This window comes from Rhodospirillum centenum SW, from assembly GCF_000016185.1.
GTDB lineage: Bacteria > Pseudomonadota > Alphaproteobacteria > Azospirillales > Azospirillaceae > Rhodocista > Rhodocista centena.
On record NC_011420.2, the window covers coordinates 99,322 to 123,250 of the forward strand.

The 23,929-nt window shown below is 68.7% G+C and carries 20 protein-coding genes; 18 read left to right on the forward strand and 2 right to left on the reverse strand.

Annotation, left to right across the window (positions count from 1 at the left end; all coding sequences use genetic code 11):
• The first annotated feature begins 75 nt into the window (after nucleotides 1-75).
• From secG to RC1_RS00545, 12 genes are all read left to right on the forward strand, one after another.
• Complete coding sequence (gene secG, locus RC1_RS00490) at nucleotides 76-429, forward strand: preprotein translocase subunit SecG (protein WP_012565353.1); 354 nt, start codon at nucleotides 76-78, stop codon at nucleotides 427-429.
• A gap of 119 nt (nucleotides 430-548) precedes the next feature.
• Entirely contained in the window at nucleotides 549-2,177 is a 1,629-nt protein-coding gene (locus RC1_RS00495) for a CTP synthase (RefSeq protein WP_012565354.1), read from the forward strand.
• A gap of 74 nt (nucleotides 2,178-2,251) precedes the next feature.
• Nucleotides 2,252-3,094: a 3-deoxy-8-phosphooctulonate synthase gene (gene kdsA / locus RC1_RS00500; RefSeq protein ID WP_012565355.1), complete on the forward strand. Its 843-nt coding sequence runs from the start codon at nucleotides 2,252-2,254 to the stop codon at nucleotides 3,092-3,094.
• Between the two features lie 44 nt (nucleotides 3,095-3,138).
• Nucleotides 3,139-3,762, forward strand: coding sequence for a lysophospholipid acyltransferase family protein (locus RC1_RS00505; protein WP_012565356.1), 624 nt, complete (start codon nucleotides 3,139-3,141; stop codon nucleotides 3,760-3,762).
• 171 nt (nucleotides 3,763-3,933) lie between these two features.
• Nucleotides 3,934-5,214: a phosphopyruvate hydratase gene (eno, locus tag RC1_RS00510; RefSeq protein WP_012565357.1), complete on the forward strand. Its 1,281-nt coding sequence runs from the start codon at nucleotides 3,934-3,936 to the stop codon at nucleotides 5,212-5,214.
• Between the two features lie 190 nt (nucleotides 5,215-5,404).
• Entirely contained in the window at nucleotides 5,405-5,767 is a 363-nt protein-coding gene (locus RC1_RS00515; protein WP_012565358.1) for an FtsB family cell division protein, read from the forward strand.
• A 171-nt stretch (nucleotides 5,768-5,938) separates the two neighbouring features.
• On the forward strand, nucleotides 5,939-6,952 hold the full coding sequence (gene pdhA, locus RC1_RS00520; RefSeq protein WP_012565359.1) for a pyruvate dehydrogenase (acetyl-transferring) E1 component subunit alpha: 1,014 nt from the start codon (nucleotides 5,939-5,941) through the stop codon (nucleotides 6,950-6,952).
• 27 nt (nucleotides 6,953-6,979) lie between these two features.
• Entirely contained in the window at nucleotides 6,980-8,374 is a 1,395-nt protein-coding gene (locus RC1_RS00525; protein WP_012565360.1) for a pyruvate dehydrogenase complex E1 component subunit beta, read from the forward strand.
• A gap of 27 nt (nucleotides 8,375-8,401) precedes the next feature.
• A complete protein-coding gene (locus RC1_RS00530) occupies nucleotides 8,402-9,808 on the forward strand; it encodes a pyruvate dehydrogenase complex dihydrolipoamide acetyltransferase (RefSeq protein ID WP_012565361.1) in 1,407 nt (468 codons plus the stop codon).
• Nucleotides 9,809-9,917: 109 nt separating this feature from the next.
• Nucleotides 9,918-11,324, forward strand: coding sequence for a dihydrolipoyl dehydrogenase (gene lpdA / locus RC1_RS00535; protein ID WP_012565362.1), 1,407 nt, complete (start codon nucleotides 9,918-9,920; stop codon nucleotides 11,322-11,324).
• A gap of 210 nt (nucleotides 11,325-11,534) precedes the next feature.
• Nucleotides 11,535-12,512: a lipoyl synthase gene (gene lipA, locus RC1_RS00540; RefSeq protein WP_012565363.1), complete on the forward strand. Its 978-nt coding sequence runs from the start codon at nucleotides 11,535-11,537 to the stop codon at nucleotides 12,510-12,512.
• A 20-nt stretch (nucleotides 12,513-12,532) separates the two neighbouring features.
• Nucleotides 12,533-13,000: a type II toxin-antitoxin system RatA family toxin gene (locus tag RC1_RS00545; RefSeq protein WP_012565364.1), complete on the forward strand. Its 468-nt coding sequence runs from the start codon at nucleotides 12,533-12,535 to the stop codon at nucleotides 12,998-13,000.
• A gap of 30 nt (nucleotides 13,001-13,030) precedes the next feature.
• Here RC1_RS00545 and RC1_RS00550 read toward each other — a convergent pair whose 3' ends face one another.
• A complete protein-coding gene (locus RC1_RS00550) occupies nucleotides 13,031-13,516 on the reverse strand; it encodes a CinA family protein (RefSeq protein WP_012565365.1) in 486 nt (161 codons plus the stop codon).
• Nucleotides 13,517-13,520: 4 nt separating this feature from the next.
• Nucleotides 13,521-14,699, reverse strand: coding sequence for a bifunctional 2-C-methyl-D-erythritol 4-phosphate cytidylyltransferase/2-C-methyl-D-erythritol 2,4-cyclodiphosphate synthase (locus RC1_RS00555; protein ID WP_012565366.1), 1,179 nt, complete (start codon nucleotides 14,697-14,699; stop codon nucleotides 13,521-13,523).
• Between the two features lie 233 nt (nucleotides 14,700-14,932).
• Here RC1_RS00555 and dusB point away from each other — a divergent pair, with 233 nt between their 5' ends.
• The 6 genes from dusB to trkA all read left to right on the forward strand — a co-directional run bounded on the left by dusB (nucleotide 14,933) and on the right by trkA (nucleotide 23,908).
• Nucleotides 14,933-15,949 carry a tRNA dihydrouridine synthase DusB gene (gene dusB / locus RC1_RS00560; protein WP_012565367.1) on the forward strand — a complete coding sequence of 339 codons (1,017 nt, stop codon included), beginning with the start codon at nucleotides 14,933-14,935 and terminating at the stop codon, nucleotides 15,947-15,949.
• The gene (locus RC1_RS00565) at nucleotides 15,949-17,076 is read left to right on the forward strand and encodes a two-component system sensor histidine kinase NtrB (protein ID WP_012565368.1); all 1,128 of its coding nucleotides are present in this window, start codon (nucleotides 15,949-15,951) and stop codon (nucleotides 17,074-17,076) included. Before dusB ends, RC1_RS00565 begins: the two co-directional genes overlap by 1 nt.
• Nucleotide 17,077: 1 nt before the next feature.
• A complete protein-coding gene (gene ntrC, locus RC1_RS00570) occupies nucleotides 17,078-18,526 on the forward strand; it encodes a nitrogen regulation protein NR(I) (RefSeq protein ID WP_012565369.1) in 1,449 nt (482 codons plus the stop codon).
• A 230-nt stretch (nucleotides 18,527-18,756) separates the two neighbouring features.
• Entirely contained in the window at nucleotides 18,757-21,051 is a 2,295-nt protein-coding gene (locus RC1_RS00575; RefSeq protein WP_012565370.1) for a sensor histidine kinase NtrY-like, read from the forward strand.
• 4 nt (nucleotides 21,052-21,055) lie between these two features.
• Entirely contained in the window at nucleotides 21,056-22,462 is a 1,407-nt protein-coding gene (gene ntrX, locus RC1_RS00580; protein WP_012565371.1) for a nitrogen assimilation response regulator NtrX, read from the forward strand.
• 69 nt (nucleotides 22,463-22,531) lie between these two features.
• Entirely contained in the window at nucleotides 22,532-23,908 is a 1,377-nt protein-coding gene (trkA, locus tag RC1_RS00585; RefSeq protein ID WP_012565372.1) for a Trk system potassium transporter TrkA, read from the forward strand.
• Nucleotides 23,909-23,929 lie beyond the last annotated feature (21 nt).

Consider the following 23,929-nt stretch of genomic DNA (forward strand, 5'->3'; position numbering starts at 1 on the left):
CCGAGAGCACCGGCTTCCTGCCGCTTCCGGGCGTGCAGCGTTCCGGTGCTCCGTTCGTTGCGAAGGACAGTTCCCATGGAAAAGGTGGTTCTTGTCGTCCATCTGCTGATCGCCGTGTCGCTGGTCGGCGTCGTCCTCATCCAGAAGTCGGAAGGCGGCGGACTGGGCATCGGTGGCGGCACCATGGGCGGTCTCATGACGACGCGGGGCAGCGCCAATCTGCTGACCCGGACGACGGCGATCCTCGCCGCCTGCTTCTTCACCACCAGCCTCGTGCTGGCCGCGATGACCGGCGCCACCGGCCCGGCCGAGTCGATCTTCGACCGCACGGCGCCCGGCGTGCAGCAGGAGGCTCCCGCAGTGCCCGCCCCGGCGCCCGAGCAGCCTCCGGCCCAGCCGGCGCAGCCGACGGTCCCTGTCGGCCAGTAAGCCCGGACAACCGGCTGAGACGAAGAGGCGGCGGAAATGCCGCCTCTTTCCATTGGGGGGCATGGCGGCTGATCAGGCGCCGTGGCCCGGGATTTCCGATCGAGCTAGACTAGGCTTCCATGACGCGCTTTATCTTCATCACCGGCGGCGTTGTGTCTTCCCTCGGCAAGGGCCTCGCCTCGGCCGCCCTGGGGGCGTTGCTCCAGGCCCGCGGCTTCAAGGTCCGCCTGCGGAAGCTGGACCCCTACCTGAACGTCGATCCGGGCACGATGAGCCCGTACCAGCACGGCGAGGTCTACGTCACCGACGACGGTGCCGAGACCGACCTCGACCTCGGGCACTATGAGCGCTTCACGGGCGTGCCGACGCGCCAGAGCGACAACATCACGACCGGGCGCATCTACTCGAACGTCATCGCCAAGGAGCGCCGCGGCGACTATCTGGGCGCCACGGTGCAGGTGATCCCGCACATCACCGACGCCATCAAGGAGTTCGTCCAGGCGGACCTGACGGACGAGGATTTCTGTCTGGTCGAGGTCGGCGGCACCGTCGGCGACATCGAGAGCCTGCCCTTCCTGGAGGCCATCCGCCAGCTCGGCAACGAGCTGGGGCCGGACCGGGCGCTGTTCACCCATGTCACCCTGCTGCCCTACATCCCCGCGGCCGGCGAGCTGAAGACGAAGCCGACGCAGCATTCCGTGAAGGAACTGCTGAGCGTCGGCATCCAGCCGCAGATCCTGCTCTGCCGCGCCGACCGGCCGATCCCCGACAACGAGCGGCGGAAGATCGCGCTCTTCTGCAACATCAAGCAGGAAGCGGTGATCGCGGCGCTGGACGTGGACACCATCTACCAGGTGCCGATCAGCTATCACGAGCAGGGCTTCGACACGCAGGTGCTGAAGTTCTTCGGGATGCCGGTCGGGGGCGAGCCGGATCTCAGCCGCTGGCAGGAGATCGTCTCCCGCGTCCGCCATCCGGAGGGTGAGGTCACGATCGCCGTCGTCGGCAAGTACACCAGCCTGCTGGACGCCTACAAGTCGCTGGGCGAGGCGCTGACCCACGGCGGCATCGCCAACAACGTGAAGGTCAAGCTCGACTGGATCGACGCCGAGATCTTCGAGACCGACGGCGCCATCCACCGGCTGGAAGGGGTCCACGGCATCCTGGTGCCGGGCGGCTTCGGCGAGCGCGGGACGGAAGGCAAGATCAAGGCGGCCCAGTTCGCGCGGGAGCGCGGCATTCCCTATTTCGGCATCTGCTTCGGCATGCAGATGGCGGTGATCGAGGCGACGCGGCACCTCGCCGGCCTGGAGAATGCCGGCTCCTCGGAGTTCGGCCATCCCGATCCGGCCGTCGTCGGTCTGATGACCGAGTGGAGCCGCGGCAACCAGCTTGAGAAGCGGGCGGCCGGCGGCGACCTGGGCGGCACCATGCGGCTGGGCAGCTACGACTGCCACCTGCTGCCGGGGACCAAGGTCCGCGACATCTACGGCGCCGACTTCATCCAGGAGCGGCATCGCCACCGCTACGAGGTCAACATCAACTTCCGGGACAAGCTGGAGGCGGTGGGCCTGACGTTCTCCGGCCTGTCTCCCGACGGCGTGCTGCCGGAGATCGTCGAGCTGCCGACGCATCCCTGGTACATCGGCGTGCAGTTCCATCCGGAGCTGAAGTCCAAGCCGTTCGAGCCGCACCCGCTGTTCACCAGTTTCATCCGCGCGGCCATCGAGCAGAGCCGGCTGGTCTGACGCGGTACCGTCCGGCCGTCGGAACGGCCGGACGGACGCTTGAGGCAACCGCTATCAAGGGAAGGCCTGGAGACATGGTTGCGCCCCGCACCGTCGCCGTCCGCGATCTCACGGTCGCCAACGACCGGCCGTTCACGCTGATCGCCGGGCCGTGCCAGCTCGAATCCCGCCAGCACGCGCTGGAAATGAGCGGTGCTCTGGTGGAGATCACCCGCCGGCTGGGCATCGGGCTGATCTACAAGACCAGCTTCGACAAGGCGAACCGCACCTCCGTCAGCACCGCCCGCGGGCTGGGGATGGAGAAGAGCCTGCCCATCCTGGCCGAGGTGCGGGAAACGTTCGGCATCCCCGTGCTGACCGACGTTCACGCGCCCGAGCAGTGCGCCGCGGTGGCCGAGGTGGTGGACGTGCTCCAGATCCCCGCCTTCCTCTGCCGCCAGACCGACCTGCTGCTGGCAGCCGGCGAAACCGGCCGGCCGGTCAACGTGAAGAAGGGCCAGTTCCTGGCGCCGTGGGACATGAAGAACGTGGCGGCGAAGATCGCCAGCACGGGCAACGACAACATCCTCCTGTGCGAGCGCGGCGCCAGCTTCGGCTACAACACCCTGGTCAGCGACATGCGCTCGCTGCCGATCATGGCGGCCACCGGCTACCCCGTCGTCTTCGACGCCACCCACAGCGTGCAGCAGCCGGGCGGGCAGGGGACGAGCAGCGGCGGCCAGCGCGAATTCGTACCCGTGCTGGCACGGGCCGCGGTCGCCATCGGCGTGGCTGCCGTCTTCATGGAAACGCACCAGGACCCTGATCACGCCCCGAGCGACGGTCCCAACATGGTGCCGGTTTCGGAACTGGAATCCATCCTTGAGGTCATGGTGGCGCTCGACCGCATTGCCAAGGCGGCCCCTGTCCGGTTCTGATATTCCCTCTTCCTGCTCAACCCAAGGACCCGAAAGTACCGTCCGTGCAGATCCCCTCCATCGGTTCCGCCGTTCCGCGCCGTGGCACGCCGTTTTCCCGTTGGCTCGGCCGCACGGCGATGCGCCTGGGCGGCTGGCAGTTCGAGGGCGAGGTGCCCGATGCACCGAAGTTCATCATCATCGGTGCCCCGCACACGTCCAACTGGGACTTCCTCGTCGTGATGAGCGCGGCGCTCGCGCTCGCCATCGACGTCAAGATCATGGCCAAACACACGCTGATGCGGGGGCCGCTGGCCCCGATCATGCGCTGGTGCGGCGTGTTCGGCATCGACCGTCGTCGTGCCGGCGGCGTCGTCGGCCAGATGGCGGAGAAGTTCCGGCAGGCCGACAAGCTGACCATGGCCATCGCCCCGGACGGGTCGCGGACCGCGAGCGAGCACTGGAAGAACGGCTTCTGGCGTATCGCCCGGGCGGCCGACATTCCGGTTCTCCCCTGCGCGCTCGACTACGGGCGGCGCCGTGTCCGTTTCGGGCCGCTGATGCGGATGTCCAGCGACATCGCTGCCGATCTCGCGGCGCTGACGGACTTCTACCTGGGGACCCGCGGCGCCCGGCGGACCATCGACCGTCCGATCTCCTTCAAGGACATCGGAGCGGAACCGGCCTGACCGGCCCGGCTCGGCATCCACGGGGGCGGGCGGCCCCGGCGGATGCCGTCCGAATGCAGGGCAGTGCGGCCGTATTAGCCGACCAGTCCCCTTGCGGGGGGGCGCGGCACCCGCTATCCCGTTGATCCGTTCCGCGCCGATTCCGGTGCGCGTCACGAGGAGAAGGGGCCCATGTCCGCCATCATCGACATCCATGCCCGCGAGATCCTGGACAGCCGTGGCAATCCCACCGTCGAGGTGGAGGTGAGGCTGGAGTCCGGGGCTTTCGGCCGGGCTGCCGTGCCGTCCGGCGCGTCCACGGGCGCCCATGAGGCGGTGGAACTGCGCGACGGCGACAAGGCGCGCTACGGCGGCAAGGGCGTCCTGCGCGCCGTCGAGTCCGTGAACGGCGAGATCTTCGACACCCTGTCGGGGCTGGAGGCGACCGAGCAGGTCGCCATCGATTCCATCATGATCGAGCTGGACGGCACGCCCAACAAGAACCGCCTCGGTGCCAACGCGATCCTGGGCGTCAGCCTTGCGGTGGCCAAGGCCGCGGCGGATGAGCTGGACCAGCCGCTCTACCGCTATGTCGGCGGCACCAACGCCCGCACCCTGCCGGTGCCGATGATGAACATCATCAACGGCGGCGCCCATGCCGACAACCCGATCGACATCCAGGAATTCATGGTGATGCCGGTCGGGGCGGAGACCTGCGCCGACAGCATCCGCATGGGCGCCGAGATCTTCCACGCCCTGAAGAAGAAGCTGAAGGATGCCGGCCACAACACCGCCGTCGGCGACGAGGGCGGCTTCGCGCCGAACCTGAAGTCCACCGACGAGGCTCTGGGCTTCATCATGAAGGCCGTCGAGGCCGCCGGCTACCGCCCGGGCGAGGATGTGCTGCTGGCGCTCGATGCCGCCTCCACCGAGTTCTACCGGAACGGCCGCTACGAGCTGGCCGGCGAAGGCAAGAGCCTGGACGCCGCCGGCATGGTCGCCTACTGGCAGGATCTGGTCGGCCGCTATCCGATCGTCTCCGTCGAGGACGGCATGGCGGAGGACGACTGGGACGGCTGGAAGGCCCTGACGGACGCCATCGGCGGGTCGGTTCAGCTTGTCGGCGACGACCTGTTCGTCACCAACCCGACCCGGCTGTCCGAGGGCATCTCCCGCGGCATCGCCAACTCCATCCTGGTCAAGGTGAACCAGATCGGGTCCCTGACGGAGACTCTGGAGGCGGTCCGCATCGCCCAGAGCAACGGCTACACGGCCGTGATGTCGCACCGCTCGGGCGAGACGGAGGATTCCACGATCGCCGATCTGGCGGTGGCGACCAACTGCGGCCAGATCAAGACCGGCTCGCTGTCCCGCTCCGACCGGATCGCCAAGTACAACCAGCTGATTCGTATCGAGGAGGGCCTGGGCCGGGCCCGCATCTTCCCCGGCCGGGCGGCGCTGAAGCGCGGCTGAGGCAGAACCGACCCGTTGTGAGGGGTGGCCGGCGCCGGCCACCCCTTTTCCGTGTCTTTCCGGGACGCGGTTCCGCCGCATCCGGCCGGCTGCGTGGACCGGCGACGGTCTTCATGACCCCGGACAGCGGTCCATCTGCGGAAGCATTGACGGGCGCGGGCGGCAGTGTTTCCATGCCCGCATGATTGCAATGCACGCCCTCGGCTCCGCCTTCAACCGTGCCTTCCGGCAGATCATCGGGCCGGTTCTCGGCGCGTCGGTGGTCGCCTACTTCGCCTATCACACGGTCCAGGGGGATCGGGGGCTGGTGGCGCTCACCCACCTGCAAGGCGAGGTGGAGGAGGCGTCGCGCGTGCTGGCCGAGGTGCGCCATGAGCGCGAACAGCTCGAACACCGCGCCCGGCTGCTGCGGCCGGACAATCTCGACCCCGACATGCTGGAGGAACGGGCGCGCCTGCTGTTGAACAAGACGCATCCGGACGATCTCGTGATCCTCCTTCCGGGCCGGCCTGCTCCGCAATCGCCGCAGGACACGCAGCCCGGGTCCCGTTAACCCGCTGATCTGGCATTGATTAACGGGATTTGGGTTAACTGCCTTTTTCTCTGCAAAAACAGTATATTGCAGCGCACACACCTTGCAAAGCCCGTTGGGCGGCGCTAGCTCTACCTCCAACCCGCCGGGTGTATCACCACACCTGCGCCCCCGTGCACGAGGGAGGAGCCTGTGGCCATGTCCAAGCGCCGCGCCAAGGGTGCGGCTCCCGAAGCTGCGACGCTGCCCGGTCCCGAAGAGCTGCTGAAGTACTACCGCGAGATGCTGCTGATCCGCCGCTTCGAGGAGAAGGCCGGCCAGATGTACGGCATGGGCCTGATCGGCGGCTTCTGCCATCTCTACATCGGCCAGGAGGCGGTCGTCGTCGGCATCCAGAACGCGCTGCGGCCCGGCGACAGCATCATCACCAGCTACCGCGACCATGGCCACATGCTGGCCTGCCAGATGGACCCCAAGGGCGTGATGGCCGAGCTGACCGGCCGTCGCGGGGGCTATTCCAAGGGCAAGGGCGGCTCCATGCACATGTTCAGCCGCGAGAAGAAGTTCTTCGGCGGCCACGGCATCGTCGGCGCCCAGGTTCCCATCGGCACGGGACTCGCCTTCGCCCACAAGTACGCCAAGGATGACGGCATCGCCGTCTGCTACATGGGCGACGGGGCGGTGAACCAGGGTCAGGTCTACGAATCCTTCAACATGGCCGCCCTCTGGCACCTGCCGGTCCTCTACGTCATCGAGAACAACAAGTACGCCATGGGCACGGCGCAGACGCGCTCGTCCGCCGGCGAACTCTACATGCGCGGCAGCGCCTACGGCATCCCCGGCCGGCAGGTGAACGGCATGGACGTGCTGGAGGTGAGGGGAGCCGCCGACGAGGCGGTGGCCCATGTGCGCGGCGGCCAGGGGCCGATGATCCTGGAGATGAAGACCTACCGCTATCGCGGCCACTCCATGTCCGATCCGGCCAAGTACCGGACGAAGGAGGAGGTGAACAAGATGCGGTCGGAATCCGATCCCATCGACCACCTCAAGACGAAGCTGCTTGAAAAGTCCTACGCCGACGAGGACGCCCTGAAGGTCATCGACCGCGAGGTCAAGCAGGTGGTCACCGAGGCCGCCGAGTTCGCCACCCAGAGCCCCGAGCCCGATCCGTCCGAGCTGTGGACGGACGTGCTCGTGGACGCCTGACCCCGTCGCCGATCCGGAGGGAACGAAATGCCCGTGCAGGTCCTGATGCCGGCCCTGTCGCCGACCATGACGGAAGGCAAGCTGGCCAAGTGGGTGAAGAAGGAGGGCGACGAGGTCAAGGCGGGCGACGTGCTGGCCGAGATCGAGACCGACAAGGCCACCATGGAGGTGGAGGCGGTGGACGAAGGAACCCTGGCCAGCATCCTGGTGCAGGAGGGGACCGAGGGCGTGGCCGTCAACACCCCCATCGCCGTCATCACCCAGGAAGGCGAGAGTGCCGAGCAGGCCCAGGCCCGGACCGAGGAGAGCACGCCGAAATCCGCCGCCGCCCAGCACGTGAAGGGCGAAACGGGGACGGCGCCGTCGCTGCCCGCCGCCCCGCCGCCGTCCTCTCCGGCGGCGCCGCCCGCCTCCGACGAGGACCGCTTCTTCAAGGACGCGCCGGTCATCACCGTGCGCGAGGCCCTGCGCGACGCCATGGCCGAGGAGATGCGGCGCGATCCCACGGTGTTCCTGATGGGCGAGGAGGTGGCGGAGTATCAGGGCGCCTACAAGGTCAGCCAGGGCCTCTTGCAGGAGTTCGGCGCCGAGCGGGTGATCGACACGCCCATCACCGAACACGGCTTCGCCGGCCTGGGGGTGGGGGCGGCGTTCGGCGGCCTTCGCCCGGTCATCGAGTTCATGACCTTCAATTTCTCGATGCAGGCGATCGACCAGATCATCAACTCGGCGGCCAAGACGCTCTACATGTCCGGCGGCCAGATGGGCTGCCCCATCGTCTTCCGCGGCCCCAACGGTGCCGCTGCCCGGGTCGCCGCCCAGCACAGCCAGGATTTTGCGAGCTGGTACGGCCATATCCCCGGCCTGAAGGTGGTGGCTCCCTACACGGCGGCCGACGCCAAGGGGCTGCTGAAGGCCGCGATCCGCGATCCCAATCCGGTGATCGTGCTGGAGAACGAGATCCTGTACGGCCACTCCTTCCCGTGCCCGACGGACCCGGACTTCATCGTCCCCATCGGCCGGGCCAAGGTGGTCCGGCAGGGCACCGATGTCACCGTCACGGCCTATTCCCTGATGGTGGCGCACGCCCTTGCCGCCGCGGAGCGGCTGGCGGAGGAGGGCATCAGCGTCGAGGTGATCGACCTCCGCACCATCCGGCCGCTGGATGTCGAGACCGTCGTCGCCAGCGTGAAGAAGACCAACCGCCTCGTCTCCGTGGAGGAGGGCTGGGCCTTCGCCGGCATCGGCTCGGAACTGGCCGCCCTGATGATGGAGCACGCCTTCGACCATCTGGACGCGCCCGTGGTCCGGGTCCATGCCAAGGACGTGCCGCTGCCCTATGCCGCGAACCTGGAGAAGCTGGCGCTGCCGCAGCCGGACGATGTCGTCCAGGCCGTCAAGGCCGTGACCTACAGGCGCTGAGCCGGGAAACCGCTGGAGAATCTACCGATGCCGATCGAAATCCTCATGCCGGCGCTGTCGCCCACCATGACCGAGGGCAAGCTGGCGCGCTGGCTGAAGAAGGAAGGGGACGAGGTCAAGGCGGGCGACGTGCTGGCCGAGATCGAGACCGACAAGGCCACCATGGAGGTGGAGGCGGTGGATGAAGGCCGCCTTGCCCGGATCCTGATCGGCGACGGGACGGAGGGCGTGGCCGTCAACACCCCGATCGGCCTGATCGCGGAGGAAGGCGAGGACATGTCCGCCGCCGCTGACGGCGGAAAGGCTCCGCCGCCGGCCGCGCCGGCCCCGCGCGAAGGCGCGACCGGACCTGCCGACGCGGCCGTGGCGCCGAAACCCGGCCAGACGGCGACCGGCCCGGTCGGCGGCGCCAGCCCCAGCCTGCCCGAAAGCCGGGAACCGGCCGCGCCGGCCCGCCATGGCGGCGGGGAACAGGATGGCCACGACCGCGTCTTCGCCAGCCCGCTGGCGCGCCGCATGGCGCAGCAGGCGGGTCTCGACCTCGCCTCGCTCTCCGGCAGCGGTCCCCAGGGCCGCATCGTGAAGGCGGACATCGAGGCGGCCCTGGCCCGCGGCCCGCAGCAGAAGGAAGCCGCCCGATCCGCGACGAAGCCGTCGCCGGCTCCCGCCGCCCCGTCGGCAGCGCCGCAGCCTGCCGCTGCCGGCGCCGCACCGCGCGGGATCGACGCCAGGGACTATGCCGACAGGCTGGGCATGCCCTACACGGTCCTGCCCAACAGCGGCATGCGCAAGACCATCGCCAGACGCCTGACGGAGGCGTGGCAGACCATCCCGCACTTCGCGCTGACGGTGGATCTGGAGATCGACCGGCTGCTCGCCCTGCGGGCGGAGCTGAACGAGCGCTCCGGGGAGAAGGTCTCGGTCAACGACTTCGTGGTGAAGGCGGCGGCCCTGGCCCTGCGCAAGGTGCCGGCCGCCAACGTCTCCTGGCACGAGGACGGCATCCTCCAGTACGAGAACGTGGACGTCTCCGTCGCTGTCGCCACGGAGGGCGGGCTGATCACCCCGATCGTGCGCAACGCCGACCGCAAGGGCCTCTCCACCATCTCCGCCGAGGTCAAGGCGCTGGCCCAGAAGGCGCGCGACGGCAAGCTGAAGCCGGAGGAGTTCCAGGGCGGCACCTTCAGCGTCTCGAACCTGGGCATGTTCGGCATCCGTACCTTCACCAGCATCATCAACCCGCCGCAGAGCTGCATCCTGTCGGTCGGTGCCGGGGAGAAGCGGGCGGTGGTGAAGGGCGACGCGCTCGCCATCGCCACCGTGATGAGCTGCACGCTCTCGGTCGATCACCGGTCGGTGGACGGCGCCGTCGGCGCCGAATTCCTGAAGGTCTTCCGGCAACTGATCGAAGACCCCATCACCATGATGCTGTAAGGCGGCCCCGCAGGGTCGCCGGCCGGGACGCCGTGGCGCGTCCCGGCTTCTCCGCAAGGCATCCCGGACCGCTCCCGAGGCGGCCCACGCGACGGAACAAGAGGCAAGCATGGCCGACACGCAGTTCGATCTGATCGTCCTCGGCGCCGGTCCCGGCGGCTATGTGGCGGCGATCCGCGCGGCCCAGCTCGGCATGAAGACGGCCGTGGTGGAGCGCGAGCATCTCGGCGGCATCTGCCTGAACTGGGGCTGCATCCCGACCAAGGCGCTGCTGCGCACGGCCGAGGTGGCGCACCTGATCCAGCACGCCAAGGACTACGGCATCACCGTCGAGGGTCCGGTCCGTTTCGATCTCGCGCCCATCATCAAGCGCTCCCGCCAGGTGGCGGCGCAGCTCTCGGCCGGCGTGAAGGGCCTGCTGAAGAAGAACAAGGTCACCGTCATCGACGGCAGCGGCCGGCTGCTGGGCAAGGGCCGCCTCGCCGTCGAGAAGGACGGCAAGCCGGCCGGCGAATACGCGGCGAAGCACATCATCATCGCCACCGGCGCCCGCGCCCGCGTCCTGCCGGGCCTGGAACCGGACGGCAGGCTGGTCTGGACCTACAAGGAGGCGATGGTCCCCGAGCGCATGCCGAAGAGCATCCTGGTCGTCGGTTCCGGCGCCATCGGGGTGGAGTTCGCCTGCTTCTACCGACAGATGGGCGTCGAGGTGACGCTGGTGGAGGTGCTGGACCGCATCCTGCCGGTCGAGGATGAGGAGATCAGCGCCATCGCCGCGAAGCAGTTCACGAAGCAGGGCATCCGCATCCACACCGGGACCAAGGTCACTAAGCTGGAGAAGGCGGCGGACAGCGTGACCGCCACGCTGGACCTCGGCGGCGGCCGGACCGAGACGGTGACCGTGGACCGCGTGATCGCCGCCGTCGGCATCGTCGGCAATGTCGAGGACATCGGGCTGGAGGCGACCAGGGTGAAGGTGGAGCGCAACCACATCGTCACGGACGCGTGGATGCGCACCGACGAGCCCGGAGTCTACGCCATCGGCGATGTCTGCGGCGCGCCCTGGCTGGCGCACAAGGCCAGCCACGAGGGCGTGCTCTGCGTCGAGAAGATCGCCGGCGTGCAGGGCGTGCATCCCATGGACGTGCGCAACATCCCGGGCTGCACCTACTCGCTGCCGCAGGTGGCGTCGGTCGGGCTGACGGAGCGCAAGGCGCGGGAGGCCGGCCATGAGGTCCGTGTCGGCCGCTTCCCCTTCATCGGCAACGGCAAGGCCATCGCCCTGGGCGAGCCGGAGGGGCTGGTCAAGACCGTCTTCGACGCCAGGACGGGCGAGCTGCTGGGCGCCCACATGGTCGGCACCGAAGTGACGGAACTGATCCAGGGCTACACCATTGCCAAGACCATGGAGACGACGGAGGCGGAGCTGATGCACACCATCTTCCCGCACCCCACGCTCTCCGAAATGATGCATGAGAGCGTGCTGGCAGCCTACGGGCGCGCCATCCACTACTGACCGCCGGTCCCCCGCACCGCAGCGGCGCGCGGGGGCCATCCGGCCGAAGCCCGAAGGCCGAAGCCTGAAGTCCGAACACCCCGCCATCGCCGCGGCCAGGGGTCCGGCGCCCGGCCGGACGCGGACAGATCCAAGGCGGCGCAACGCCGCGCTTGGCCTTGCCTGCGCCCGGACCTATGTTGGCGCTGTCACAGCAAGGTCATCTCCACCATGCCCATCGCTCCCGACCGGGTCCGCCATCCCGAAAAGGCGAACCGGCCCGACAACCCCATCCAGCGCAAGCCGGAGTGGCTGCGGGTCAAGGCACCGACCAGCCCCGAATACGGGGAGACGCGGTCCCTGATGCGGGGCCTGCGGCTGAACACCGTATGCGAGGAGGCGGCCTGCCCCAACATCGGGGAGTGCTGGAAGAAGAAACACGCGACCTTCATGATCCTGGGCGCGGTCTGCACCCGCGCCTGTGCCTTCTGCAACGTCGCCACGGGCCGGCCGGACCAGCTCGACCCGCACGAGCCGGAGAAGGTGGCCGAGGCCGTCGCGCACCTGAAGCTGGAGCACATCGTCGTCACCTCCGTGGACCGCGACGATCTGGAGGACGGCGGCGCCGGGCATTTCGCCCGGACGATCCGCGCCATCCGCGCCGCCGCGCCCGGAACGACGATCGAGGTCCTGACCCCCGATTTCATGAAGAAGAAGGGGGCGGTCGAGACCGTGGTCGAGGCCCGGCCCGACGTCTTCAACCACAATCTGGAGACCGCGCCCCGGCTCTATCCGACGATCCGGCCGGGGGCGCGCTACTTTACCTCATTGCAGCTTCTGGCCCGGGTGAAGGAGATCGATCCGTCCATGTTCACCAAGTCGGGAATCATGGTCGGGCTGGGCGAAACGAAGGAAGAAGTGTTCCAGGTCATGGACGACCTCCGGGCCGCGGATGTTGACTTCATGACCATCGGCCAGTACCTCGCCCCGACACCCAAGCATGCCAAGGTCGATCGGTTCGTGACTCCGGACGAATTCGCCGGCTACGTGACGGTCGGCCGTGGCAAAGGGTTCCTGATGGTGGCCAGTTCGCCGTTGACCCGCAGCTCCTATCACGCAGGGGCGGATTTCGAGCGGCTGCGGGCCGCGCGGGAAGCGAAGCTCGCCGGACGGCCGGTCGCCGCCCCGGAAGCGACGTCCGCCGAGTAAGCCGGGAGTTTCTTGAGAGCATGCCCAGACATACCGAACAGAAGGTGTTCCCCTACAGCCCGGACCAGCTCTTCGCGCTGGTGTCGGACGTCGAGCGCTATCCGGAGTTCCTGCCGTGGGCCGTCGCGGCCCGCATCCGGCGGCGCGACGGCAACGTGTTCTGGGCCGACCTCGTGATCGGCTTCAAGATGGTGCGCGAGCGCTACACGTCGCGGGTCGTGCTGTCGCCGGACAAGCGCCGGATCGACGTGGAATACGCCGAAGGGCCGTTCGAGCACCTGGAGAACCACTGGGTCTTCCACCCGCATCCGGACGGCTGCGTGGTCGATTTCTATGTGGATTTCGAGTTCCGCAACAAGGTGCTGCAGAAGATCATCGGCGCCCTGTTCCACGAGGCCGTCCGCCGCATGGTGGCCGCGTTCGAGACGCGCGCCCACCAGCTCTACGGTGCGCCGACCGTCCGCCCCGCCGCCCGCCCGGTGCTCTGACCACAGGGCTCCGGTCCGGGCAGCCCCGGTTCAGAGCAGATCGAGCGCCAGTTCCAGGGAGCGCCGCACGGAGGCCAGACGGACCGCCGTGCGGTCGCCGGGGAAGACATGGCGCTCGACCCGGACCGGGCCGTCGCGCCGGGCCGCCCCCAGCCAGACCAGCCCCACCGGCTTCGACGCCGTTCCGCCCGTCGGTCCCGCGATGCCGGTGACCGAGAGCGCCACGTCGGCCCGGCTGTGTGCGAGCACGCCACAGGCCATGGCGGTGGCGACGGGCTCGCTGACCGCACCGTGCGCGGCGATCAGCGCTGCCGGCACGCCCAGCATCTCCGTCTTCGCCGCGTTCGTGTAGGTGACGAAGCCCCGGTCGACCAGGGCGGAGGAGCCGCTGACCGAGGTCAGGCAGCCGGCGATCAGGCCGCCGGTACAGCTCTCCGCCGTCGCCAGCCAGAGCCCGCGGGCCACGAAGGCGTCGCGGACCCGTTCGGCCAGGGCAGTCAGGTCGTCCGGGAACACCGTCTCACTTCCCCGCCGTCGGCAGGCCCGGCATGGGCAGCCGCACGGTCGCCGTCGCCAGGGCGGCGATGCCTTCGCGCCGGCCGGTGAAGCCCAGCCCCTCCGTCGTTGTCGCCTTGACGCTCACGCGGTCGGCGGCGATCCCCAGCAGCTCCGCCATGCGGGCCTGCATGGCCGGGCGGTGCGGGCCGACCTTCGGGCGCTCGCAGATCAGCGTCACGTCCACATGGGCGATGACGCCCCCCCGCTCCCGCACCATCTCCGCCGCGTGGCGGAGGAAGACGGCGCTGTCGGCGCCCTTCCAGCGCGGGTCTGTGGGCGGGAAGTGCTGCCCGATGTCGCCCGCGGCCAGCGCCCCCAGCAGCGCATCCGTCAGGGCATGCAGCCCGACATCGGCGTCGGAATGGCCTTCCAGCGCCTGGTCGTGGGGCACGCTCACGCCGCACAGCGTGACATGGTCGCCCGGATGGAACTTGTGGACATCGTAGCCGCTGCCGGTGCGGATGTCGGAGAGCCCGGCGTAGATCAGCCGCTCCGCGCGGGCGAGGTCGTCGGCGTGGGTCACTTTCAGATTGTCCGGATTGCTGGGGACGAGGGCAACGGCGAGGCCGGCCCGTTCGGCGACGGCCGCGTCGTCGGTGAGGTCGAGGCCGACCGCCTCGCGGTGGGCGCCGAGGATGTCGTGGTAGCGGAAGCCCTGTGGAGTCCGCGCCCGCCACAGGCCGGTGCGGTCCACCGTCGTGCAGACGCGCCCGTCGCGCTCCCGCTTCAGCGTATCGGCCAGCCGCGTCGCGGCGACGGCGGCCGGCTGCTCCGCCAGCGCGGCGATCACCCGGTCGATCGTACCGGCATCCACCAGCGGGCGGGCGCCGTCATGGACCAGGACCAGGTCCGGCTTCTCCTCCGCCAGCGCCTCCAGCCCGTTCAGCACGCTCTGCTGCCGGCTGGCGCCGCCGCGGATCGGTTCCGGCAGGCCGAGTCCGGCCACGGCCGCGTCATAGAGGTCGCGGTGCTCGGGATTGATGACGACCCGCACGCCGGTCACGCCGGGATGGCGCAGGAACGCCTCCACCGAATGGCGCAGAACGGTCTTGCCGGCCAGCGGCAGGTACTGTTTCGGAATATCGGAGCCGAACCGCTCACCGCGGCCGGCGGCGACGATCAGGGCGATGCAGGCGGGCATTGACGGAAACGCTCCCCAGGCTGTGGTGCGCGGAGCCTAGCGGGAACAGGGCCGCACGCCAATCCCGCCCGCGTCGATCCGCTGCCCCGGTCCGGTCATGTCGCACCCCGGGAGGGTTGCTTTTCCGCAGGTCATTCATTCGCCGGCCGAACCCTTGCCATGCTTGCAAATTCTCTCCGGCGTGCTAGCGTCCGACGCCTAATTTTCATGCAATCGCCATGGATGCCTAACAGATGGGCAAGCGCCTTGCGCCGCTCCGGATCGGCCCGGTCACGATCGACGACCCGGTGATCCTCGCCCCCATGTCCGGCGTGTCCGACATGCCCTTCCGCCGTCTGGTGAAACGGACCGGCGCCGGCCTCGTCGTGTCGGAGATGATCGCCAGCCAGGCGATGATCCGGGCGTCCCGCGAGAGCATGCTGAAGACGGAATGGTCGCCGGAGGAGGCGCCGATCTCCATGCAGCTCGCCGGCTGCGATCCCGAGGCGATGGCGGAGGCGGCGAGGCTGAACGAGGACCGCGGCGCCCACATCATCGACATCAATTTCGGCTGTCCGGTGAAGAAGGTGGTCAACGGCTACGCCGGCTCCGCCCTGATGAAGGACGAGCCGCTCGCCGGCCGCATCATGGAGCAGACGGTCAAGGCCGTGTCCGTGCCCGTCACCATGAAGATGCGCAAGGGCTGGGACGCCGGGAACCTGAACGCGCCGCGGCTCGCCCGCATCGCGGAGGAGTGCGGCATCCGGATGGTGACCGTGCATGGCCGCACCCGCTGCCAGATGTACAACGGCACGGCTGACTGGAAATTCATCCGCACGGTGAAGGAGGCGGTCTCCATCCCCGTCATCGCCAACGGCGACATCAACACGCTGGCGGATGTCGTCCGCTGCCTGGAGGAGAGCGGGGCGGACGGGGTGATGATCGGCCGCGGCACCTATGGCCGGCCCTGGTTCCTGGCGCAGGTCATGCACTATCTGCGAACGGGCGAGGCGCGGCCCGACCCGTCGCTGGCCGAACAGCTCACCATCGTGCTGGAGCACTACGAGGCGATCCTGGAGCACTACGGTGCCGAGGCCGGGCTCAGGATCGCCCGCAAGCATGTCGCCTGGTACTCCAAGGGACTGCCGGGGTCGGCCGATTACCGCAACGCCATCATGACCATGGACCAGCCGGCGCGGGTCAAGCAGGCCATCGTGGACTTCTACCGCGCCCTGATGGACCGCGGCATCACCGAGCGGGTCGCCGCCTGATGCCGAAGCCCGCCACCCTGGCGCGCCGGCGCCCGCAGGAAGAGATCGACCCCGCCGTCGTCCTCAACGCCCTGCCGGACCCGGTGCTGGTGGTGGACAGGGCGGGGGCGGTCCAGTTCGTGAATCTGGAGGCGGAAGAGTTCTTCGATGTCTCCTCCGCCCGGGTCGTGGGCACGCCCCTGACCGACCTGATCCCGGCCGACAGCCCGATCCTGGGCCTGATCGAACAGGCGCGGGAGACGCACGGCAGCGTTTCGGAATATGGTGTCACGCTGGAGACGCCGCGGATCGGCGCCCACTTCATGACAGTGCAGGCGGCTCCCGCCAGCGATCCGCCCGATCTGGTGGTGCTGACGCTGCACCAGCGCTCCATCGCCCGGAAGATCGACAACCAGTTGAGCCATCGGGGTGCCGCCCGGTCCGTCATCGCCATGGCGGCGATGCTGGCGCACGAGGTGAAGAACCCGCTCTCCGGCATCCGCGGGGCTGCGCAGTTGCTGGAAGAGAGCGTCGTGGAGGAGGACCGGCTGCTGACCCGGCTGATCTGCGACGAGACCGACCGCATCGTCGCCCTGGTGGACCGGATGGAGGTCTTCGCTGACCGCCGCCCCGTGCAGAAGGCCGCCATCAACATCCATTCGGTGCTGGAGCATGTCCGGCGCATCGCCCAGAACGGCTTCGCCCGGCACATCCGCTTCGTCGAGCGCTACGACCCCTCGCTGCCGCCGGTCCTGGGCAACCGCGACCAGCTCATCCAGGTGCTGCTGAACCTGGTGAAGAACGCGGCAGAGGCCTGCCCCGAGCAGGGCGGTGAGATCGTGCTGAGCACGGCCTATCAGCATGGCGTCCGGCTGGCCGTCGCCGGGTCGGACAGCCGGGTCCACCTGCCGCTGCTGGTCAGCGTGCAGGACAACGGCGACGGCATCCCCGAGGACATCCAGGCGAACCTGTTCGATCCCTTCGTCACGACCAAGCTCAACGGAACCGGCCTGGGTCTTGCATTAGTAGCGAAAATCGTCGGGGACCACGGCGGGGTCATCGAGTTCGAGAGCGTGCCGCGGCGCACGGTCTTCAAGGTGTCCCTGCCGATGGCGGCGGATTCTGGAGCCTTGGTGGAGGGTGCCTAAAATGGGTGCAACGATCCTCGTTGCAGATGATGATCGCGCCATTCGGACCGTTCTGACCCAGGCCCTGGCGCGGCTCGGCCATGAGGTGCGCTCCGCCGGCAACGCCGCGACGCTGTGGCGGTGGGTGTCCGAAGGGCAGGGCGATCTGGTCATCACCGACGTGGTGATGCCGGATGAGAACGGCCTGGACCTGATCCCCCGCATCAAGCGGACGCGGCCCGATCTGCGCATCATCGTCATGAGCGCGCAGAACACCCTGCTGACCGCCGTGAAGGCGGCCGAGCGGGGCGCCTTCGACTACCTGCCCAAGCCCTTCGACCTGAAGGAGCTGGTGGCGATGGTGCAGAAGGCGCTGTCCTCGCCGCGCCCGCCGGTCGAGCCGGTGCCCCTGCCGCCGGTCGAGGCGGAGGAGGAGACGCTGCCGCTGATCGGCCGCTCCCCCGCCATGCAGGAAATCTACCGCGTGCTGGCGCGGCTGATGGGCACCGACCTCACGGTGATGGTCACCGGCGAGTCCGGCACCGGCAAGGAGCTGGTGGCCCGCGCCCTGCACGACTACGGCAAGCGCCGCGAGGGTCCCTTCGTCGCCATCAACATGGCGGCGATTCCGCGCGAACTGATCGAGTCCGAACTGTTCGGGCACGAGAAGGGGGCCTTCACCGGCGCCACCATGCGCTCCACCGGCCGTTTCGAGCAGGCGCAGGGCGGCACCCTGTTCCTGGACGAGATCGGGGACATGCCGCTGGAGGCGCAGACGCGCCTGCTGCGCGTGCTCCAGGAGGGCGAGTACACGACCGTCGGCGGACGCACGCCGATCAAGACCGATGTCCGCATCGTGGCCGCCACGCACCGCGATCTGCGCACCCTGATCCGGCAGGGTCTGTTCCGCGAGGACCTGTTCTATCGCCTGAACGTGGTCCCCATCCGCATTCCGCCCCTGCGCGAACGGACGGAGGATATTCAGGCCCTGGTCCGCCACTTCTTCCATCTCGCCACGCACCAGGGGCTGCCGCTGAAGAGCATGGACAACGCCGCGATGGAGCGCATGAAGCGCCACCGCTGGCCGGGTAACGTGCGCGAACTGGAGAACATGGTGCGCCGGCTGGCGGCGCTCTATGCCCAGGAGGTCATCGGCCTCGATGTCATCGAGCAGGAGCTGGCCGAGGCGGCCCCCGCCAGCCAGCCGGCAGAGGAGCCGGTGAACGAGGGGCTGGGGGCAGCCGTCGAGCGCCACCTCAAGGAGTATTTCGCCGCCCACAAGGACGGCGTCCCTGCTGCCGGTCTCTACGACCGCGTTCTGCGCGAGGTCGAACGACCGCTTCTCTCCCTCTCGTTGCTGGCAACGAAGGGCAACCAGATCAAGGCCGCCCATCTGCTCGGGCTGAACCGCAACACCCTGCGCAAGAAGATCCGGGAACTGGACATCCAGGTCGTCCGTGGCCTGAAATAGCGTGGCTTTCCGGCTGCCGCCCGGCCGAGTGGGACGCTGGCGCGGAGTGTAGCTTTCTGGTAACACGGTGCCCGGAACATGCCGTCCCGGCCGGGATCTCCGGCTCCCTTACGCCTCAGCCAGGGTTACAGCTTGCTCCTCGACTGCTCCGTTGGTCGCTGCCCGCCCGGTGCGTGGCGGCTGGATACCGTGCCCGAAGGCATCAGGCCGGAAAGCGCAGGGTCAAGGCCATGACCGCGGTTGCCGATGCGGCCGCGCGGCCGCCCTGGTGGCGCCGTCTCGTCCGTTGGGCATCGGGGCGGGGGCTGGGCAACAAGCTCGCCATCGCACTCGCCATCGCCGCGGTGCTCGCCGGCTCGGCCACCTATGCCGCGCTGACCGAGACGCCGCCCTTCGGCAAGGACCCGAACACGGTCAGCCTGCTGCTGACCCTCGATCTGGCGCTGCTGCTGCTGCTGTCATCGATCATGGCCCGGCGCATCGTGACGCTGTGGCTGGAGCGTCGGCGGGGTCTGGCAGGCGCGCGCCTGCATGCGCGGCTGGTGGCGGTGTTCTCGCTCCTGGCCGTGCTGCCGGCCATCATCATGGCCGCCTTCTCCGCCCTGTTCTTCTATGTCGGCGTCCAGTCCTGGTTCAGCGACCGGGTACGCACGGCGGTGAATGAATCCCTGGCCGTGGCAGAGGCCTATCTGGCCGAACACCAGCAGGCGATCCGCGCCGATGCGCTGACCACCTCCTACGAGCTTCAGCGCGCCGGCGGAGCCTTCTTCCTCTGGCAGCCGGCCATGATGCAGCAGATCCTGCGCAATCAGGCCTATGCCCGCTCGATCACCCAGGCGGTGATCTTCGACTCCCAGGGCCGGATCTACGCCCGCGCCGGTCTGGCCTTCGATTTCGACGTTTCCGACGTGCCCCGTTCAGCCATGGACGAGGCCCGGCGCGGCGATGTCGTCGTCGTCGGCGGGCGTGTGGACAGGGTCAGCGCGCTGGTTCACATCGACCCCGATTTCGATGTCTTCCTGTTCGTCGGCCGCCCGGTGGAAGCCCGGGTTCTGGCCCATGTCGAAGCGACCCAGAGCGCGGTCCAGGAATATACCCGCCTGGAGGTCGAACGATTCGGCCTGCAGACGCGGCTTGCCCTGATCTTCGTCGTCGTCGCCATGCTGCTGCTGCTGGCGGCGATCTGGGCCGGTCTGAACTTCGCCACCTATCTGGTGCAGCCCATGAGCGCCCTGATCGCGGCGGCCGAACGGGTGCGCGCCGGCGATCTGACAGCCCGGGTCCCCGAAATGGAGACCGAGGCGGAGGACGAGCTTACCTCGCTCTCCCGCGCCTTCAACCGGATGACCAGCCAGATCGAGGGCCAGCGCGGTGCTCTGGTGGAAGCGAACAGGCTGCTCGACCTGCGCCGGCGCTTCACGGAAGCTGTGCTGGCCGGTGTGTCGGCGGGGGTGCTGGGGCTGGATCAGGAGGAGCGGATCAACCTCCCGAACCTCTCCGCCGCCGAGCTTCTGGGCGTGGAGGACCCGCAGTCCCTGGTCGGGGAGCGGCTGGACGACGTGGTGCCGGAGATGGCCGAACTGCTGGCCACGATCCGGCGGCGACCCGGCAAGCTGGTCGAAGGGCAGGTGCAGATCCGGCGCGGCACCCAGATCCGGACTCTGCTGGTCCGCATCGGTGCCGAGGTGGTGGCAGGCACCATCCGCGGCTACGTCGTTACCTTCGACGACGTTTCGGAACTGCTGTCGGCGCAGCGCAAGGCGGCCTGGGCCGATGTCGCCCGCCGGATCGCCCACGAGATCAAGAACCCGCTGACGCCGATCCAGCTTTCGGCCGAACGGCTGCGGCGCAAGTATCTCAAGGAGATCCAGAGCGATCCCGAGACCTTCCGGACCATGACGGACACCATTGTCCGTCATGTGGACGACATCGGGCGCATGGTGGACGAGTTCTCCGCCTTCGCCCGCATGCCGTCTCCGGTGATGAAGCCGACCAATCTGCAGGAGCTGTGCCGTCAGGCGATGCTGCTGCACGCCACGGCGCATCCCGCCATCCACTTCGAGGCGGACCTGCCGTCCGAGCCGCTGGTTGTCATCTGCGACGGCCGGCAGATCGGGCAGGCCCTGACCAACCTGCTGAAGAACGCGGGCGAGGCGGTGGAAGGGCGCGAGGAGACGGCGGGCGGAAAGACGCTGCCCGCCGGGCGCGTCATGGTGCAGCTCCGGGCCGACGAGGAGCGTGTCACGCTTCTGGTCGAGGATAACGGGAAGGGCCTGCCGACCGACCAGCGCGACAGGCTGACCGAACCCTATGTCACCACGCGGGCCAAGGGCACCGGCCTGGGGCTCGCCATCGTCAAGAAGATCATGGAGGACCACGGCGGCGCGCTGACGCTTGAGGACCGGCCGGGCGGTGGCGCCCGGGTCGGTCTCGTGCTTCCGCGCGTCCAGCCGGCCGCCGTCGCCGATCCCGGCGCCGCCGACCGGGCGGAGGGAACCGCGGTGGCAGCCGGGGCGAAGGGCTGAAACGATGGCGCACGACATTCTGATCGTCGATGACGAATCCGACATCCGGATGCTGATTGCCGGCATCCTGAACGACGAGGGGATGAAGACGCGGGAAGCGGCGGACGCCGACCAGGCGCTGGCCGCCGTGGCCGCCCGCCGTCCCAGTCTGGTGATCCTGGACATCTGGCTGCAGGGCAGCCGTCTGGACGGTCTCCAGATCCTGGACGAACTGAAGCGCGACCACCCGGACGTGCCCATCGTCATGATCAGCGGGCACGGCACCATCGAGACGGCCGTGGCCGCCATCAAGAAGGGCGCCTACGACTTCATCGAGAAGCCGTTCAAGGCCGATCGCCTGCTTCTCCTGGTCGAACGCGCCATCGAGGCCGCCCGGCTCCGCCGCGAGAACCGGGAGCTGAAGCTGCGGGCAGGGGCTGAAACCGACCTGGTCGGCAAGAGCCTGCCCGTCAACCAGCTCCGCCACGGGGTCGAGAAGGTGGCGCCGACGGGGTCGCGCGTGCTGATCTCCGGTCCGCCGGGCAGCGGCAAGGAGGTGGTCGCGCGCATGATCCATGCCCGCTCCCGCCGCGCCGACGGCCCCTTCGTGGCGCTGAACTGCGCCACCATGCGGCCCGACCGGCTGGAGATCGAGCTGTTCGGGACCGAGCATGCGCTGGACGGCGGCGGCCGCAAGGTCGGCACCTTCGAACAGGCGCACGGTGGCACCCTGTTCCTGGACGAGGTGGCGGACATGCCGCTGGAGACCCAGGGCAAGATCGTGCGTGTCCTCCAGGAGCAGACCTTCGAGCGGGTCGGCGGCTCGGCCCGGGTGGAGGTGGATGTCCGCGTCATCGCCAGCACCAACCGCGACCTGACGCTGGAGATCGAACTGGGCCGCTTCCGGCAGGATCTCTATTACCGGCTGGCCGTGGTGCCGCTGAAGGTGCCGCCCCTGCGTGAGCGGCGGGAGGATATTCCGCTGCTGGCCCGACACTTCATGCAGCGGACCGCCGAATCCGCCGGCCTGCCGCAGCGGAGCTTCGGCGAGGATGCCATGGCGGCGCTCCAGGCCTATGACTGGCCGGGCAATGTCCGCCAGCTCCGCAACGTGGTGGAATGGCTGCTGATCATGGTGGCGGGCGATCCGCACGAGCCGGTCCGGGCCGACATGCTGCCCCCGGAGATCGGTGCCATCACCCCGACCGTGCTGAAGTGGGAGAAGGGGGGGGAGATCATGGGCCTGCCCCTGCGCGAGGCGCGCGAGGTGTTCGAGCGCGAATATCTGCTGGCCCAGGTCACCCGCTTCGGCGGGAACATCTCCCGGACGGCGGCCTTCGTCGGCATGGAGCGGTCGGCCCTGCACCGGAAGCTGAAGTCCCTGGGTGTACATGGAACGGAAAAGAACGGGACGCGCCTGACCGTCGAATGACGGTACGCCCCCAGGACGCCACGGAGGCCGGCCCGCGCCGGTCAGCATCACCAGGACAGCGGTAGCGCCATGAAAGTCATCGTCTGCGGGGCCGGACAGGTCGGGTCCAACATCGCCCGCTATCTCGCCTCCGAAGGCAACAACGTGACGGTGATCGACCAGTCGTCGGAGCTGATCCAGAAGATCAGCGACACGCTGGAGGTCCAGGCGATGGTCGGCTTCGCCTCGCATCCCCATGTGCTGGAGGCCGCGGGCGCCGCCGATGCCGACATGATCGTCGCCGTCACCCTGGCGGACGAGGTCAACATGGTGGCCTGCCAGGTGGCGCACTCGCTCTTCAACGTGCCCACCAAGATCGCCCGCGTCCGCCACCAGAGCTATCTGGCGCCCATCTGGGCCGACCTGTTCTCCCGCGACCACCTGCCGATCGACGTCATCATCTCGCCGGAGATCGAAGTGGCGCGGGCCGTCGCCCGCCGGCTCCAGGTGCCGGGTGCGTTCGACATGATCCCGATGGCCGACGGCAAGGTGAAGGTCATCGGCGTGATCTGCGGCGACAACTGCCCGATCATCCATACGCCGCTGCGCCAGCTCACCGGCCTGTTCCCGGACCTGAACATCGAGATCGTCGCCATCGTCCGCAACGACAGGCCGATCATCCCGTCGGGCGACGACCAGATGCTGCCCGGCGACGAGGTCTACTTCGTCGCCGATACCAAACATGTCAGCCGGGCCATGGCCGCCTTCGGCCACGAGGAGCCGGAGGCCCGCCGGGTCATCATCATCGGTGGCGGCAACATCGGCCTGTGCCTGGCCGAGGAGATCGAGGCGAAGCACCAGGGCGTCTCCGCCCGCATCGTCGAGATCGACCGCAAGCGCGCCCAGATGGTGGCCCAGCGCCTGTCGCGCACCATGGTGCTGCATGGCGACGGGCTGGACCCCGACATCCTGGAGGAGGCGAATGTCCGCGCCAGCGAGACGGTGGTCGCCGTCACCAACAACGACGAGGGCAACATCCTCGCCTCGCTGCTGGCCAAGCGCTACGGCTGCGAACGCGCCATCACGCTGATCAACAAATCGACCTACCAGCCTCTGGTGCAGCCGCTGGGCATCGACGCGGTGGTCAGCCCGCGCTCGATCACCGTATCCTCGATCCTCCAGCATGTCCGCCGCGGCCGCATCAAGGCCGTCCACAGCCTGCGCGAGGGCTTCGCCGAGGTGATCGAGGCGGAGGCACTGGAAACCTCATCGCTGATCAACACGCCCCTGCGGGAGATCAGGCTGCCGGACGGGGTGATCGTCGGTGCCATCGTCCGCGGCGGCGACGTCATCATCCCGCGCCCCTCCACCGTCATCAAGCCGAACGACCGGGTCATCATCCTGGCCGAGGTCGGACAGGTGAAGAAGGTCGAGAAGATGTTCGCCGTGAGGCTTGAGTTCTTCTGACGATTCGTCCCGCTTCAGAAA